Genomic DNA, 14,817 nt, shown 5'->3' on the forward strand with positions numbered 1-14,817 from the left:
ATAGAAGGTAGGAAATACCCTCTATTGTCCTACTGGATTTACTACGAGTTGATTTTCATTACGGTACTACTTGGGTTAGACATATTATATTGAAGTGCAAGAAGTTCCGTTTCCAAATTTGCCAGAATGGCTTTATGATTTGGTTTAAGCTTTGTACTATCAATCTTGTTAAAAAGAGCTTCAAGATTTCCCCCATTAAACTCAGTCGGGATTCTCTTGTGCAAATCTTCCAAGACAGGAATTAAAGGATTATTTTCACCTAACAAAGTTGATGAAAATGATTGAAAAAATGACTTATCTTTACGGATTTGCATTATCTTATCAGCGATAACCCCTTGTAATTTCCCAAAAGGCGAGTATTGGAGATGATCTTTATAAAGGATATTCCAATATTCTGTACTGCAATTTAAATCGCTACAAACAAGTTTCAATACATCCCAAGGATTTTGAAGAACAATTTTATGACTATAAAGTTTGGTGGTATTGTTTATTTCCCTATGTTCCGGCGTTGCCAATTCTTCTGCGCTATAAGCATAGCCTTGAACATAGAAGTATTGGGATAAAACCTCAGTGGTATTTTTTGAGCTATAGTTTATTCCTTGTTCATTATAGCTTTTATCCTGTTCAATCAACAAAACCAGCTCACCCTGGGCATTAATTTCTAGAGAAGGTAAACATTGTTTATTTTTTAGAGCGGACTGAGGGGCTGCTTCTAATATATTCATGAGATTAGCAGCAATTGTAGTGCGCGCGCCTATATCAGGCCGTATAAATTCTTTCTGATGCACATTCAGATCAAAAACAGATTTGAAAGGGAGATAATTGTCATGTTGCTGCATTGGATTAGGAACAATCGCAAAAGTAACTGTCTCAAACTGTCCTTCAAAAGCTGGCTCTGCCAACACTTCCTTGTATAACTTAGCAATCGTTTTTGGATCATTGCCAAAGGCCCCACAACCAAAAGCACTTAAAATCAAATCGCGTTGGTTATTTTGTAAGGCTGCATCGAATTGAGCTCTAATTCGCTGCCTGGTTCGCGCCAAATATTCTTGTCGGTATGCTGGTTGTCTATACTTTAACTCTTTTCTATTGAGATCGAATGCAGCAGACCAAATGACATTGATGGGAAACTGTTCTTTTTCTGGCAGGAAAGCGTAGCCTTTATCCGCCCCATATCTAAATACTTCAACATTCGAGGAATATAACGCTTTATTATCACCACCAAAGCCTTCTTCTCTATTATAAGCTTGAGGGTTGAGATGTTTAACAATGGTTGTGCGACGAAATAAATCCTCTTCTTGAGCACCCATACCATTTAAGTACCCCCCACCCTTATGATGTTCATTAGCCATGTTCAACACCGTGGCTATCCGCCCTGTTTCCCTATACAACTCCTGGGCAGCATACAAACAATCTTGTTGCACCACTCGAATTTTGGTTTTGTGATTGATTTTTTCTTTGGATTCTTCCACTTCCTGTTTTGCTTCAGGAATCTTAGCGGAGATTTGCTTTATCTCTGAGGTCACTATTTTGGCGGGGTGAGAATCTAAAGGAGCAGTAATTTCAAGAGTTTGCTCTTGAATAGCCTTCCTCATGGCGTTTAATCTATCCCGGTCATTATCTTTTCTGGCATCTTCGTAGTCTTTAGCAAACTGTACAGAATTGAACGCTTCAATGAATTTATTTGGAATCGTAACGGCCATGAGGTTTCCTTTGGTTTGGTAGAGTATTTTTAGAACTTGTTATTTATTTTTTGATCAAAGAGAGCAATTTTAATCAGATCAGAGAAAAATGTAAAGCTTTTTAGTCGTCGTGAATCTTTAAAAGCAATTTATTAGGCTACTTGGTCTCAGTTTTTAAAAATAAAGTAAGCAGCCCCTACCATACATAAGCCTGCGTAAAAATAATTAATCCCTAGCGGTTTATTCATATAGTAATAGGCAAAAACCACAAACACCCCCATGGTGATTATTTCCTGAATAATTTTTAACTGGCCCAAATTGAATTCTTTATAGCCAATTCGGTTTGCAGGCACCTGAAGCAGGTACTCAAAAAAAGCAATACTCCAACTCACTAAGATCGCAATATACAAGGGTTTTTGGTTAAGATTTTTAAGATGGCCATACCAGGCAAACGTCATAAATAGATTGGAGCCCAGTAATAATAAAATTGTTTTCATCGAACAATACCTTGATAACATTTAATTAAGATAAGCGGGTGATGGGAATCGAACCCACGCTATCAGCTTGGGAAGCTGAGGTTCTACCATTAAACTACACCCGCATAAATGCGGGACGATCCTAACCAATTTGCTCATGAAATTATATCATGTTTTCTAGGTTATACACGCTATGTTATGGACGCAGGTCTTTGATTCATTATCATGTAATCCAAGCCTTATTTGCTCAGATTAAAATCCAAATAGAATAAAAAGCACTATACTAAAAACAATACTTCAAGGGGTGAGGGTATGATGAAAGACAAAAAAAGAGCTAATAAACGCAAAGAAAACGTTTCTGTCGATCAATTGAATAAAGTTTCTGGAGGAAAGAAAGATTCTTTAAGACCTAGAGACCTAAGAAACGAGATCCGTTCTGGGGCTTTTAAATAAAATATTTCAAAGTAAGCAAGAAATTTACTCTTAGATGAGATAAAAATAGATGGATATATTTTTTGAATCATTAAAAATGCTTGGAATAGGAGTAATCGTATTTTTATACGCGATTTTTCTATTAAGAATAGCAAAGACAAGGATTCAACTTAAAAGGCCTTTTGATCTTGTCGTTATAATATTAATCGGCTCCTTACTGAGTAGGACGATTAACGGTGAAGCTGCCCTATTTCCAACATTACTAACGACCTTTGCGCTCGTTATGCTTCATAAGATATTTTCATGGATTTCCTATCATTTTGATTGGGCTGGTGAGGTTTTGAAAGGAAAAGAGGTTTTGTTAATAAACAACGGTAAAATTCACTGGAAGCATATGAAAGAAAGTAAAGTTACTAAGCAAGATTTATTAGAAGAAGCAAGAAAAAACAAAATTTCGGAGCTTAAGACCGTCAAAAAAGCCTATTTGGAGAGAGACGGCCACATTAGTTTTATTGACTGACTCACTTTCTGAGTGGCCTTTATTCGCTCAATCCCTTTTGCGAAACTTAGCATAATGCCAATTACTTGGCGTATTGCCTGGATAACGAGAAATACTATTATATAATTATTACGTTTAATCCTGGCTATCATTACTGGCGAAAAAATTATGCGAATAGCAGTATCTGGAACACATTCTGTAGGCAAAAGCACATTTGTTTGGGATTTTATAAAGGCTCACCCTGACTACCTTAGAGAGGAGGAACCCTACAGGGCTTTACGTGCAAATTATGATATCAAGTTCGGTAAAGAGTCGACACGGTATTGCAACGGGATCCAGCTTTATCATAACATCAGTCGCGTAAAACAGTACCATGATGCGTCTAACAAAGTAATCTTTGATCGCGCTCCCGTTGATTACATCGCATATTCCTTATACACGGCGCGTTATCATCAAACTGATCTCGACCTTGCCTTTGTAGAGAGTTTAATTGAACCTGTACGAGAATCACTGGCATTTATTGATCTTTTAATTTTTGTATCGATAAATGAGAAGCATCCGGTCGAAATTGAAGATGATGGTATCAGGCCGATTGATGAATCATACCGCTCGGAAGTCGATGCTTTTTTTAAACAACTTTATTTTGAAAACAGATATGACATTATGCCTGCTAAGAATGCCCCAAAGTTCATTGAACTATGGGGTTCCAGGGAAGAGCGCGTTAAAAAAATTTCCGCTCTTTTAAAATAACTATTAATCCTATTAAAGGTTAATAACAGGGGTTGTTAATTTAACTTCAGAATTAGATGCTGTTCGTGTAGGGATTGACAAAAATCCTTTGCATCTTAACGCATCGGGAGTTGGTGGCGTACCACGCCATGCCCCCATTACTGGCTCAACAGTATTACTTTGAATTAATTCGGCAGATTCGCCTCTAAACGATTGTGTAGTATCCGATACGCTATGGTTCTCTATTCGTAGATCCACTACTTCTGAATTATCAATTTTTGGCGAATAGAGAGGGCCTAAAACCCGCAATTTAAAAACTAAAGCAAAGGCTTTCCAATAGGTTAATTCTTCATAGCCATGATTTTTTGGATCTTGCAAAGTGGCCTGATATTTAGCGGGTGATAGTATCTGTATTCGACTGACATCCGAACGAAAGTACACCTTACCGTCACCGCCATCAATCAACAACGGCTGGGTCTGCGGTTTTTGATAATCTACTTCCGGAAGAAAGCACAAACCGCCATACTCAGAGGCTGCAGGTTTAATTCCGGTTTGCATGTAACGAGCAATATCTCCGAGGGAGTTGGTCATTCCATTGACAAGCATATTGCTATTTTCGTTATTATTGGCGTCAAAATAAGTGCCGTCACCATAAGCTTCGTCATCGGCTGAATACATTCGAAACGCATTACTGCCAGTGCTCGAAGGCTGATGGGGATTGATGACTTCTACACTACGGGTATTATCTTCATTATGCATGTTGTTTATAAGAATACTTCCCCACTTACCAAATCGTTGCGGCATGGTTTGACGCAATACACCTATTCGACTCATATGGCCGCCGGCGTAATGATCAGAATAAAAATGCATGGCAAACAAGTCCTGGCTGACTGCTAACGCATGAAAACGATGGCCTAGTTCAGAATAAATGTCTGATTGGGACGTACCCACTGTAAATCCATATTTTTCAGGAGTTAATTTAATTTTTTGCAGGAGAATTTGCAGTTCATCCCCTATAGGTTGGCTTATTCCCTCAGGCTCTTCATTGTTAGCACTTAATGCATAGCAAGCAAGAGCTAACTCCGCATTATGTAAAGCAGAATGATGACCCACGATGTACGCCCTGGAAGACCAGGGAGAGAAATGCGCTTCATTTTGAAGTAATTTTTCACCATACCCTTTTACAGTGAATGAATAAACCAATTGCTGAAAAAGGCTGTTCAGTGATTTTATAAAAGGGATATAGGTTGTATTTTCTATTTTATAAATTTTATCAATGTCAGTGTTTTGAACTTCAGTAGAGGCTAAATCGCTATAAGCACCAAGGAAAGCAACCGTTTCTTGAGGGGCTACTTTTTTCTTGAATAATTCCACATTGTCTGCGATAGGATTACTGCTTCTCTGGGGAATATCTAACTTTAACCCCCACCCAGCTTTAGTATAATAATCGCCAGCCAAAGCAACAATGTCACCAGCGGTAAGTTCTAGTGTCAAAGGTACGGGAATGCCATCGATTTGCTGCATCACCCTGACAACCAATTCATCCCCTTTTGCAGGCAAAAGTTTCTTACTGCCTTTAAGGTAAGGATTACCTAACGTTTCGATGCGAATTTGATTGCCCGCCTGTTTATGCTCATTAGTTTCCATCGATGACCTGTAAAAACTGAATTTAGTAAATATTATCTGATAAAAATTAAGGCAAAATTAATTTTTATGTAAAGCGTTTAATTTCCCACTCTGCGGGACAAAAATTTAGAATCGCGTCTTTGCGAGCCACAGCGAAGCTGTATAGTACAATATTTGAACAAAAATCGATTCTGGATTGCTTCACTTTGTTCGCAACGACTATATATAAAAAAAATTTTTTGTCCTGCACAGAGTAGTTTTCTTTGCATCAGGACTTTCTTTATTAAAATTACATGCATACAATTCAAACAAATTACTGTATAATATATTTACATATTGGAAAATTAATATTTTGAATTTCGTGAGCGATAATAATAGTGGTGTCAAGAAAAAAATAGCCATCATCGGAGCAGGCTGGTACGGTTGTCACTTAGCGTTGACACTAAGCAAAGCTGGCTTTGACGTTGTAATCTATGAGAAAAACAAGATCATCTTAAACGGTGTGTCTGGCAATTTTGGTATAAGAGCGCATAAAGGACCACACTATCAGCTTTCACCCGAAACGCGACGAACCTGTCAGGAAGCGTTAGAAAAGTTTTGTGAGCTTTACCCTGAACTTGTCGTACAGCACGATTATTCTATCTATGCACATGGTCTTATTGACTCTAAAGGCAATCCTTCAAAAGTCGGTAAGGAACATTTTGAGAATGTTTGTAGTGAAACAAGTGATTGCCAACCCTTAGACGTTGAAAAAACGCCCTATAATAAAAGTGAAATAGATTCAGTCATGAATCTGGATGAACCCAGTGTTGTTATTGGTGAGCGTTTAAGAAAAGCGCTCTCCGATAGATTAGCGGCCGCTGGTGTAGAAGTGAACTGCAACTGCCCTATTAATACCATAAAATCAACCGCCAATGTCACCAAGCTTACTACAGAGAATGGTGAAGAACATCTCTTTGATCATGTTATTAATGCGACAGGGTATCAAGACTTCATCCCCCAAAAAGTCAAAGAAAATTTTCCGGTCAATATGGAAGTGGTCTATCAACCCTGTTTGGCTCTAAAATATCGAGATCTAAAGCCTGGAGACAAACCTTTTTCTTTTATCGTTATGGATGGATGGTTCCCTTGCGTGATGCCGTGCATTGAACAAAATCCTTTTCAACATGAATACATACTGACGCATGGTGCTTTTACTATTCAAGCTTCTTGTGATACCCCTGACAAAGCTTATGATGTACTTGAGAGGTTAACAGAAGATTATCTTCTGAATATAAAAACACTCTCAGAACATGAAATAGAGCGTTTTTGGCCTGGTTTTACCAACCGTTTTGAATACATGGGTATAAAAAAAGCAGTGCTTGCCAAAATTAAAACGAAAACAGAATTTAGAAGTGCTGTAACGTTTGAGGCTGATGGAGTGACTCATGTTATTCCAGGCAAAATAACTAATGTAATCAATGTTGATCCTGAAGTTTTAGCATTGATAAATAATGAAAATTGTTTATGCGAAAACGGCATACGCTTTATGAAAGGGGGTATTCTTGATAGAGCAAGAATGGAAATCTCATCAAAACCAGCTTTGGGCGAACCAAATACTTGTACACTCGATACATTCGCCGAATTAAATACGAAGCCCACCCCCACTCCTCCTCCTATCTCAACCCCAGATTCTCCCGGGGCATTGCATTATCGATTCTTTAAAACGGATTCAGCAACTGGGGATAACGCGAATAATGATCTTCCTTTACCCGCCAATAAAGGAATAAAGGGAATATGAGATCTACAAAAAACAAAAAAAGTTTAATCCTTGAAGAACAACTCACTAATACAATAATTGATTATCTTCCCGCCCAAATTTTTTGGAAAGACAAAGACTTGTATTACCTGGGCTGTAACATGGCTTTTGTAAAATCGCTAGGCTTAACATCCAAAGAAGAAATTATTGGAAAATCCGACTTTGATTTACCAGTCTCAGAAGAAAACAGCGTGACTTTTCGTGCCGATGATCGCACAGTGATCCAATCCAAACAACCCAAACTCAATATAGAAGAATCCCAAATACTAATTGATGGGACTGAACGAATTTTGAGCACAAGTAAAGTTCCCCTTCTTGATGAAACAGGTGAAGCCTACGGCGTTTTAGGAATCTATATTGATATTACTGATCGCATAAAAATGGAAAGAAGCTTGGCTAAAGCAAAAGAGCAGGCAGAGATTTCCAATCGGGCGAAAACAGAATTTATTGCTAACATGAGCCATGATATTCGCACTCCTGTCGGTGGTATTATTGGTATTTCCAAACTGATGGAAGAACGTCTTGAGCATCCTGAAGATAAGCAATATGCTCATTGGATTAATGAAAGTGGGCAACAATTGCTGAGTTTACTAAACAGCGTCCTGGATATTGTTTCAACAACTAATAATATTGATAATCATTTGATTGAAGAAGAGTTTGATTTATATCAAACTCTAACAAGCCTGATTAATTTAGAGCTTCCTACAGTAAAGCTTAAGGGGCTTGAGTTAAAACTCGATTTTGACAAAGCTATAACGAAGACTGTCATTACTGACCGAACAAAATTGGTACGTATTTTGTTGAATTTAATCGGTAATGCCATTAAGTTCACTGAAAAAGGGACAATAACCATTCATGTGAAAAAAATTAAGGAAGAGGTGGACTTTGAAGAGATTGAGTTTACCATTGCCGACTCGGGGATTGGCATTCCACCTGAATTACAACAAAAAGTATTTGATAGGTTTTATCGCATTAACCCCTCTTATAAAGGAAAATATGAAGGTCATGGAGTTGGACTACACATTGTGCAAAATTATTTAAATATCCTAAACAGCAGCATAGCGCTTGAAAGCGAGGTAGACGTTGGGACTAAAGTCACGTTTAATATAAAAGTTAAACATGGCCAACAACCTGTGATGTTTAATGTTACTTCTAGAGATGAGGAGGTTACCCCAGCCTATTTTGGAGAGGGATACCAAACCCCTACCATTCTGGTTGTCGAAGACAATCCTATCGCGCTGCGTATTGTTGAATCACTACTCAAGCAGGCAGGTTGTCGATATAGATCAGCAGCAAATGGAGAAGAAGCGTTAAGTCTACTTGAAAAAAATACGTTTGATTTAATCCTAACCGATATTGGTTTACCTGGCATTTCTGGACAAGAGTTGGCAGAAATAATTCGTCGTGAAAAGAATAATTCTATTGCCAGTCTACCTATCATTGGTTTGACAGCGCATGCTGCAGAAAAAATAGAGAAAAGTTGTCTTCATGCCGGAATGAACAAAGTTTTGTCCAAACCGATATCCGCTAAAGTTTTACAGGAAACATTAGTTACCTTTTTAGCACACCAAAAACCGCCAAACAAGGAGAGTAATGGATTAGGTGCTGATTTACCAAAGACAGAGCAGGAGTTATTTCAGCTCGATGATTTTCCTCTTCTTGACATTCAAAGTGCCCTCACCAATCTAGGAACAGAGGAAATCGTTAAAGAATTACTTAATTTGATGGTTCATACGGATTTACCGCAGGAAGAAAGCCAATTAACCACGGCTTACCAAGTGCAAAACTGGCCTGAAATTGAAAAAATTGCGCATAAACTTAAAAGCGGGGCCTTATATTGTGGCACTATAAAATTACAATATGCCTGCCAATACCTGGAGCGCTACCTAAAAGCGGGGCATTCGCATTATCAGGAAGAACTCTATCAGCAATTACAGGTCGTGCTCTTACAAACAAAAGTTGCTATTAATGAATGGCTTTTTACTGGTATAAAAAGCTAGCTGACTGTTCAGTAATTTGAATAGATATGGCGTCCCCAGGGGGATTCGAACCCCCGTTACCGCCGTGAAAGGGCGATGTCCTAGGCCTCTAGACGATGGGGACCTGGAACTTAAATTATATACTATTTTTACGCCAATAATGGCGTCCCCAAGGGGATTCGAACCCCTGTTACCGCCGTGAAAGGGCGATGTCCTAGGCCTCTAGACGATGGGGACCCTAGGTTTTCCATCAACAACCGAAGCTGGTGATGGTGGAGCTAGGCGGGATCGAACCGCCGACCTCTTGCATGCCATGCAAGCGCTCTCCCAGCTGAGCTATAGCCCCGAAATTAAGAATCGCAGTTTAATGACGCACCTCAATACTGTCAAGAAAAATTTAACAAATAGTTATTCTATTTTCGTTTTTTGAATTTTTCTCAGCGTCCAAGGAGGTAACAGTGACGCATAAAAGCTTAACCAATGATTAAATATTGATCATCAATTTAATATTCTATTAAGAAAAGCGCTCTATAATCCCTGACATGTTTTATTAACCAAGGATTATAAATGTCCAAACTATTAAAATCACATGAGAAAATTTACAATAATTATCAGGAGTTCACTCAAACAAACAATCCTAAATTCTTATTAAATAGTATTGAGGAATTTGAAAAAATTTCTGCAGAAGAAGACATTGCAAAGCTCCTTAATCGTTCCACGGTGAGTAACTTAAACGAGTATAGTAAAATTCTTACTCTAATTGCACAAAGTTATATCGATTATGCTTTCGCCCAAAGAGAACAACTAGCTTTCAAAGACGCGCAAAACTATTTATCCAAAGCCGATGAATGTTACGATCTTATTATTAAAACTGTGGCTAAAATTCCTCCCTCTAATTTAGGAGAACTTTCTGATTCAAATACCGAAGCCATCTTCTATTCCCATAAAATTGACTTCTTAAAGGCCCAAATGAAGCTCTTTTTTATTAAAAAAGCAATGCAAGGCAACTACAGTGCTGAAAAAATTAATGCTGCACTTAAGTCCACTGTTAGGGCTTGTGATACTTTCGAGGGTATTCTTCGCCGACAGTATCGAAACCGCTCTTATGAAATTTTTGGTGTAAACGATGCCCTCTATGGTTCCATCGAACAAGAGCGTAATGAAGCAACAGCATTATTGTCTGAGATTAGAGCTACGAAGAAAACGCCTGAGAATAAATCACATTCCTCGCCTAAATCCAAAAGTAGTCAACGTAAAAAACGAAGACTGGAAGAAAGTGAGGAAAAACCGGATACAGGAGCTCAGGAATCAACAGAAACCTTAATTTCCACCAATGCTCCTCAACCGGTTATCATAGCACCACCTATCGTTCTTACCGAGGACATTGTACCGGCGCCTATGGATGAATCGGGTTTGGAGCTTTTAAGCACAACGGCCCTTAGTTTCTTTTCATCAATGAAAGGGAATGAGACTTCTGAGAAATCACAACCTCCACGCCCACCCTCAAGAAATTTAAATACATTTTGGACTCCTTCTGCTAATCCAATTTCTGACAGCAAACGGTGTCTAGAATTAATCAATGCCTGGCATAGTTATTTTTCTTCTTCGAATAGCCACGGGGCTCAGCAAAGAACAAGTGCATTAGTTCTTGAAAAATTTGGACAAACACTCTTGCTGGCAGCCTTAGAATTACAACAAAAAAGTACTATCTTCGGCGAGAAAAAAATTAATCCAGCACTTCGTTTGGCGATACCGATATTTTTCAAATGCGCGCAATTAACTGTCAACAGGAATCCATACGATAACTTAAGGGGGCTATCTATGAAATATGCCGATTTATTAGCTTCTTTTGTCCCTGCCTCCCTAGTTGAAGTCATAGAGCCCTATGAATATCTTGAGCGTATCCATAAAACGCTGAGTAGGGAACCTTCCCTCATCCATACGCTAAATGCCAGTGTAGAAGACCTGGTTCAATCTGTATTTAATGCCCTGGCAGAAAACTGCAGCTATCAGGATTATCAAACTGTTAATGAAAGCTGCTGCAATACCTTTAAAGAAGCAACCTTACAGTTAGAACGAGATAGACAGTTTAATTGAAGGTCAGGTTAATTGGGTCATTATTGACCCAATTAACTGGCCTCATACTCATTTCCTGCCTGTGTATGCAGGCATTAATTTGTTATTGACTTCCATGAAGCCAACAGCGAAACTGATTACCATTTAAAGAGAACAAGCCTATTTCAAACCACTATAAATAACATCTAGGAATTGATCTTTCTTGCTTAGGGATAAGTATGTTTTTTAAAAATGCTATCGTTAGAACACCAAATCATTCTTTACTTCATGGCTTAACCTCGTCTTCCTATCTTGGTAAGCCAGATTACCCTTTGGCCCTTATTCAACACCAGGCTTATATTAATGCGCTCATTAACTGTGGCGTTGAAGTCACGGTATTACCAGCATTAGAGCAGTATCCTGATGCCTGTTTTGTGGAAGATGTTGCTTTATTAACAGAAAAAATAGCCGTCCTTACTTGCCCTGGTGCTCCTTCCAGGCAAGGCGAGGTCAATGAAATCAAATCGATAATTCAAAGTTTCTATTCAGGTAATCAAGCAGAAATCACGCTCCCGGGTACTTTGGAAGCAGGTGACGTTTTGCGTATCGAGAATCATTTTTATATTGGTTTATCTGCACGAACAAATAAGGAAGGTGCCCAACAACTCCTGCAAATTTTATCCAGACAGGGTTTTATAGCATCATGCATACACTTGAAAGAGTTTTTACATCTTAAAACAGGAGTCAGCTATCTCGGGAATAACTGTATTATTGTAAGTGGTGAGCTCATCAATCATTCTTCCTTTAGCCAATTTACTCAACTTGTTATAGACCCCGATGAAGCTTATGCAGCCAACTGCATTGCTGTTAACGGCACTGTATTAATACCTCAAGGATTTCCAAAGACGAAAAAAGCCATTCAGGATAAAGGTTTTGCCGTATTGACCGTGGATGTTAGTGAATTTAGAAAAATAGACGGTGGATTAAGTTGTCTATCGTTAAGATTTTAACATGAGCAAACCTCTTTCGGTGGTAAGTCTTAGTTTAATCACCATTTGCTCTGTAGATAGCATTCGTAATTTACCTGCTGCTGCCATAGCAGGTAATCAATTGCTTAATTATTTTACCCTGGCTCTAGTATTATTCTTGCTTCCTACAGCCATCATAGCCGCCTGGTTTTCACAGCAATCACAGCAAGGTATCTATGGCTGGATTAAGCAAGGTCTAGGACAACGGTTAGCGTTTTTGGCTGTCTGGTTTCAATGCTTACAAAATCTTTTAATCTACCCTACTTTTTTAAGTTTCATTGCGGGGACGATTCTTTACAGTTTTTCGCCTGCGCTTGCCACGAACAATTATTTGATTTTTACAACAGTAATAGGCCTTCTTTGGGGATTAACCTGGATAAATTTAAAAGGGCTCCATACCTCTAATCGCTTTAATAGCTTTTGTACCCTGGTAGGGGTTTTCTTTCCATTTTTGGTCATCCTAACCATGGGTGGTTTTTGGTATTTTTTTCGTACTACCGCAAATACCCCCATTCTTCCTCCAGCTACTTCTTATTCCTGGTCTTCCCTGGTAGCTATTATGCTATCCTTTTGTGGTATAGAGATTACCGCTGTCCATGGCAAGGAAAGTCAGCCCGGAGCAATTTCTAAAGCCATTCTTATTTCAGTCATCGTCCTATTTTTTACAATGTTGTTTGGGGCGATGTCTCTGGCTATGATTATTCCACTGCAGCAATTAAATTTTATAAGTAGTATTCCACAATTAATTGAATTATTTTTTTCCGAACTCCATTGCAGTCAGTTAGCTTTTATAATGAATGGATTAATTGCGATAGGATGTCTTGGCACGGCCAATAATTGGATTATAGCCCCCATTAAAGGATTAAGTTTTGCTATTCGTGAAGGAGCAGGACCCATAAAACTAATCGAGCATAATTCTAACAAATCACCGTTCAAATTATTGATATTACAAGCTGGAATTGTATCAATAATTTGTTCCATTTTTTTATTCTTTCCATCGATTAACCTGTCCTACTGGGTGATGCTTAATGCTGCAACCCAAGTTTATTTGATAATGTATCTGATGCTTTTTATGAGCGCTATTAAAATTATTTTTCTTGAAAAAAAATACTCGTGGATTATCTTATTTTCAGCATTGATAGGATTGTCAGGTATCTGTATTGGCTTGGCAGTAAGTCTTGCACCACCACCTTTCCTTCATTTACACGCGTATTGGAGATACACTATGTTAAGCACCCTATTCCTTGGCTTTATAATCCTCATCCCTTTAAAATCCTTACGGACAGTAACCCTGGACATTCCAAATAGTATATGAAAGAGATGGGGTTTCTGGAGAGAAATAAAAGCGTGTCTAAATATTTAGACACGCTTTTATGGGTCTCTTAGGCATCTGCAGCTTCAGTACGTTTCTTGGTTGCTTTTCTATGTTGCTTCCAATCACGATCTTTAGCAAAAACATAGCTTGCAGCTTCTTCGATAAAAAATCCAATATCGTCAATATTTGCCCACGCGCAATACTCATTAATCATTTCAAAGGTTTCGCTGCTGATTTCAGCCTTGATTTTTTCTTTTTTTTGTACACGAGTACTGTTAATTATTGGCATACTTAACCTCAAATGTTATTTGAACAAATCAAATCTTAACAAATAAAAACTGGGCTTGCAAAGGTAATTAAATCCCCACATGAAGGCCAGATTTTTTATTAATTCCACAATTACTCAATCATACAATACTAAAAGGCTTAGGAATTTCAGGATAAAAATTACTCCAGATTCTGTCGCAAAAACCAAGCAAATTACTATGGTTTTGTAGGTAAACTTTTAATGGATCATCGTAAGGTAACCATGCAATATTTGCTAAAAAAGCAAAGGCTGTTGCATCAATGCTGCTAAGCTCACCATGAAAATATTTTTTTTCTCCGAGCGTGGCAGCAATAGCATCCAAAGTTTTATAACCCATTTGCTTGATCTCCATGTTTGTATGGCGTCCCATACCTTGGAAGTCTAAGGCCTTTCGCATTGACCTGCGCACAGTATTCGGGATAAGTAATTTTGCAATGCCTGTCAGTTTAGAAAAAAAATCTTCCTTTACATGCGCCCAGCCATGCTCATCCTGCCAACGAAAATAAAGCATTATCCAATATAAACGTTCGGAAAAAGTATTATCAAGCAAGACAGACAATGCTTTTTGTTCCTTTGTTAAATTTTGATCCAAAGGATCACCAAATTTCATGATTAATTCATCAATGATTAATTCACTGTCAGCGATTGTTTTGTCGTCTATTTTCATAAAAGGTAATTTTCTTTTTGGTGCTTTTGCAGGATTCATTACAAATCTAATTTCATAAGGCATTTCTGCCATACGCAAGTAAGTTTCTAATTTAAGACAAAAGGGGCTAGCATTAGGTAATCCCCAAATCCCATTAAACTGGTACAGTGTAATCATATTTTTACTGGTTCCTTACCCTAAGAATAAGTTGGCATTATAGCTAGAGTGCGCGATTATATCGCTGT

The 14,817-nt window shown here is 38.2% G+C and carries 13 protein-coding genes and 4 tRNA genes; 8 read left to right on the forward strand and 9 right to left on the reverse strand.

Translation table 11 applies throughout. The annotated features are described in order from the left end of the window. Positions 1–41 precede the first annotated feature (41 nt). The 3 genes from Ljam_RS06125 to Ljam_RS06135 form a co-directional block, all read right to left on the reverse strand. On the reverse strand, positions 42–1,703 hold the full coding sequence (locus Ljam_RS06125) for a TIGR02452 family protein (protein WP_058449245.1): 1,662 nt from the start codon (positions 1,701–1,703) through the stop codon (positions 42–44). Positions 1,704–1,849: 146 nt separating this feature from the next. Beyond that, positions 1,850–2,179 (reverse strand): DMT family protein, encoded by a 330-nt coding sequence (locus tag Ljam_RS06130; protein ID WP_058449246.1) that lies wholly within the window; start codon positions 2,177–2,179, stop codon positions 1,850–1,852. Between the two features lie 33 nt (positions 2,180–2,212). Continuing rightward, a tRNA-Gly gene (locus Ljam_RS06135) sits at positions 2,213–2,283 on the reverse strand. 187 nt (positions 2,284–2,470) lie between these two features. Between Ljam_RS06135 and Ljam_RS15155 the strand changes: the two genes are divergently transcribed. From Ljam_RS15155 to Ljam_RS06145, 3 genes are all read left to right on the forward strand, one after another. Then, on the forward strand, positions 2,471–2,611 hold the full coding sequence (locus tag Ljam_RS15155; RefSeq protein ID WP_156411916.1) for a hypothetical protein: 141 nt from the start codon (positions 2,471–2,473) through the stop codon (positions 2,609–2,611). 49 nt (positions 2,612–2,660) lie between these two features. After that, entirely contained in the window at positions 2,661–3,110 is a 450-nt protein-coding gene (locus Ljam_RS06140; RefSeq protein WP_058449247.1) for a DUF421 domain-containing protein, read from the forward strand. A gap of 147 nt (positions 3,111–3,257) precedes the next feature. Further along, positions 3,258–3,839 carry an AAA family ATPase gene (locus Ljam_RS06145; RefSeq protein ID WP_058449248.1) on the forward strand — a complete coding sequence of 194 codons (582 nt, stop codon included), beginning with the start codon at positions 3,258–3,260 and terminating at the stop codon, positions 3,837–3,839. 12 nt (positions 3,840–3,851) lie between these two features. On the opposite strand, the gene Ljam_RS06150 is transcribed toward Ljam_RS06145, so the two are convergent. Then, on the reverse strand, positions 3,852–5,465 hold the full coding sequence (locus Ljam_RS06150) for a hypothetical protein (protein ID WP_058449249.1): 1,614 nt from the start codon (positions 5,463–5,465) through the stop codon (positions 3,852–3,854). Positions 5,466–5,805: 340 nt separating this feature from the next. On the opposite strand from Ljam_RS06150, the gene Ljam_RS06155 reads away from it, so the two are divergent. Next, positions 5,806–7,224: an FAD-dependent oxidoreductase gene (locus Ljam_RS06155; protein ID WP_058449250.1), complete on the forward strand. Its 1,419-nt coding sequence runs from the start codon at positions 5,806–5,808 to the stop codon at positions 7,222–7,224. Next, positions 7,221–9,242: a PAS domain-containing hybrid sensor histidine kinase/response regulator gene (locus tag Ljam_RS06160; protein WP_058449251.1), complete on the forward strand. Its 2,022-nt coding sequence runs from the start codon at positions 7,221–7,223 to the stop codon at positions 9,240–9,242. The genes Ljam_RS06155 and Ljam_RS06160 overlap by 4 nt, the downstream gene beginning before the upstream one ends. Positions 9,243–9,269: 27 nt before the next feature. On the opposite strand, the gene Ljam_RS06165 is transcribed toward Ljam_RS06160, so the two are convergent. The 3 genes from Ljam_RS06165 to Ljam_RS06175 form a co-directional block, all read right to left on the reverse strand. Next, positions 9,270–9,345: transfer RNA gene (locus tag Ljam_RS06165), tRNA-Glu, on the reverse strand. A 37-nt stretch (positions 9,346–9,382) separates the two neighbouring features. Continuing rightward, positions 9,383–9,458 (reverse strand) — tRNA-Glu (locus Ljam_RS06170). Between the two features lie 33 nt (positions 9,459–9,491). Beyond that, positions 9,492–9,567, reverse strand: a tRNA-Ala gene (locus Ljam_RS06175). Between the two features lie 221 nt (positions 9,568–9,788). Between Ljam_RS06175 and Ljam_RS06180 the strand changes: the two genes are divergently transcribed. The 3 genes from Ljam_RS06180 to Ljam_RS06190 all read left to right on the forward strand — a co-directional run bounded on the left by Ljam_RS06180 (position 9,789) and on the right by Ljam_RS06190 (position 13,619). After that, positions 9,789–11,318 carry a hypothetical protein gene (locus Ljam_RS06180; RefSeq protein WP_058449252.1) on the forward strand — a complete coding sequence of 510 codons (1,530 nt, stop codon included), beginning with the start codon at positions 9,789–9,791 and terminating at the stop codon, positions 11,316–11,318. Positions 11,319–11,515: 197 nt separating this feature from the next. Further along, entirely contained in the window at positions 11,516–12,286 is a 771-nt protein-coding gene (locus Ljam_RS06185; RefSeq protein WP_058449253.1) for a dimethylarginine dimethylaminohydrolase family protein, read from the forward strand. A 1-nt stretch (position 12,287) separates the two neighbouring features. Next, positions 12,288–13,619, forward strand: coding sequence for an APC family permease (locus Ljam_RS06190; RefSeq protein WP_058449254.1), 1,332 nt, complete (start codon positions 12,288–12,290; stop codon positions 13,617–13,619). A 67-nt stretch (positions 13,620–13,686) separates the two neighbouring features. Here the strand turns inward: Ljam_RS06190 and Ljam_RS06195 are convergent, their stop codons facing one another. After that, positions 13,687–13,908: a hypothetical protein gene (locus tag Ljam_RS06195; RefSeq protein WP_058449255.1), complete on the reverse strand. Its 222-nt coding sequence runs from the start codon at positions 13,906–13,908 to the stop codon at positions 13,687–13,689. 118 nt (positions 13,909–14,026) lie between these two features. After that, complete coding sequence (locus Ljam_RS06200; RefSeq protein ID WP_058449256.1) at positions 14,027–14,749, reverse strand: glutathione S-transferase family protein; 723 nt, start codon at positions 14,747–14,749, stop codon at positions 14,027–14,029. Positions 14,750–14,817: the final 68 nt, after the last annotated feature.

The organism is Legionella jamestowniensis (assembly GCF_001467745.1).
Classification (GTDB): Bacteria; Pseudomonadota; Gammaproteobacteria; order Legionellales; family Legionellaceae; genus Tatlockia; species Tatlockia jamestowniensis.

Coding starts and splice junctions, on each gene's coding strand:
- Ljam_RS06125 (WP_058449245.1), bottom strand. CDS start 1,703: ATGGCCGTTACGATTCCAAATAAATTCATTGAAGCGTTCAATTCTGTA.
- Ljam_RS06130 (WP_058449246.1), bottom strand. CDS start 2,179: ATGAAAACAATTTTATTATTACTGGGCTCCAATCTATTTATGACGTTT.
- Ljam_RS15155 (WP_156411916.1), top strand. CDS start 2,471: ATGATGAAAGACAAAAAAAGAGCTAATAAACGCAAAGAAAACGTTTCT.
- Ljam_RS06140 (WP_058449247.1), top strand. CDS start 2,661: ATGGATATATTTTTTGAATCATTAAAAATGCTTGGAATAGGAGTAATC.
- Ljam_RS06145 (WP_058449248.1), top strand. CDS start 3,258: ATGCGAATAGCAGTATCTGGAACACATTCTGTAGGCAAAAGCACATTT.
- Ljam_RS06150 (WP_058449249.1), bottom strand. CDS start 5,465: ATGGAAACTAATGAGCATAAACAGGCGGGCAATCAAATTCGCATCGAA.
- Ljam_RS06160 (WP_058449251.1), top strand. CDS start 7,221: ATGAGATCTACAAAAAACAAAAAAAGTTTAATCCTTGAAGAACAACTC.
- Ljam_RS06180 (WP_058449252.1), top strand. CDS start 9,789: ATGTCCAAACTATTAAAATCACATGAGAAAATTTACAATAATTATCAG.
- Ljam_RS06185 (WP_058449253.1), top strand. CDS start 11,516: ATGTTTTTTAAAAATGCTATCGTTAGAACACCAAATCATTCTTTACTT.
- Ljam_RS06190 (WP_058449254.1), top strand. CDS start 12,288: ATGAGCAAACCTCTTTCGGTGGTAAGTCTTAGTTTAATCACCATTTGC.
- Ljam_RS06195 (WP_058449255.1), bottom strand. CDS start 13,908: ATGCCAATAATTAACAGTACTCGTGTACAAAAAAAAGAAAAAATCAAG.
- Ljam_RS06200 (WP_058449256.1), bottom strand. CDS start 14,749: ATGATTACACTGTACCAGTTTAATGGGATTTGGGGATTACCTAATGCT.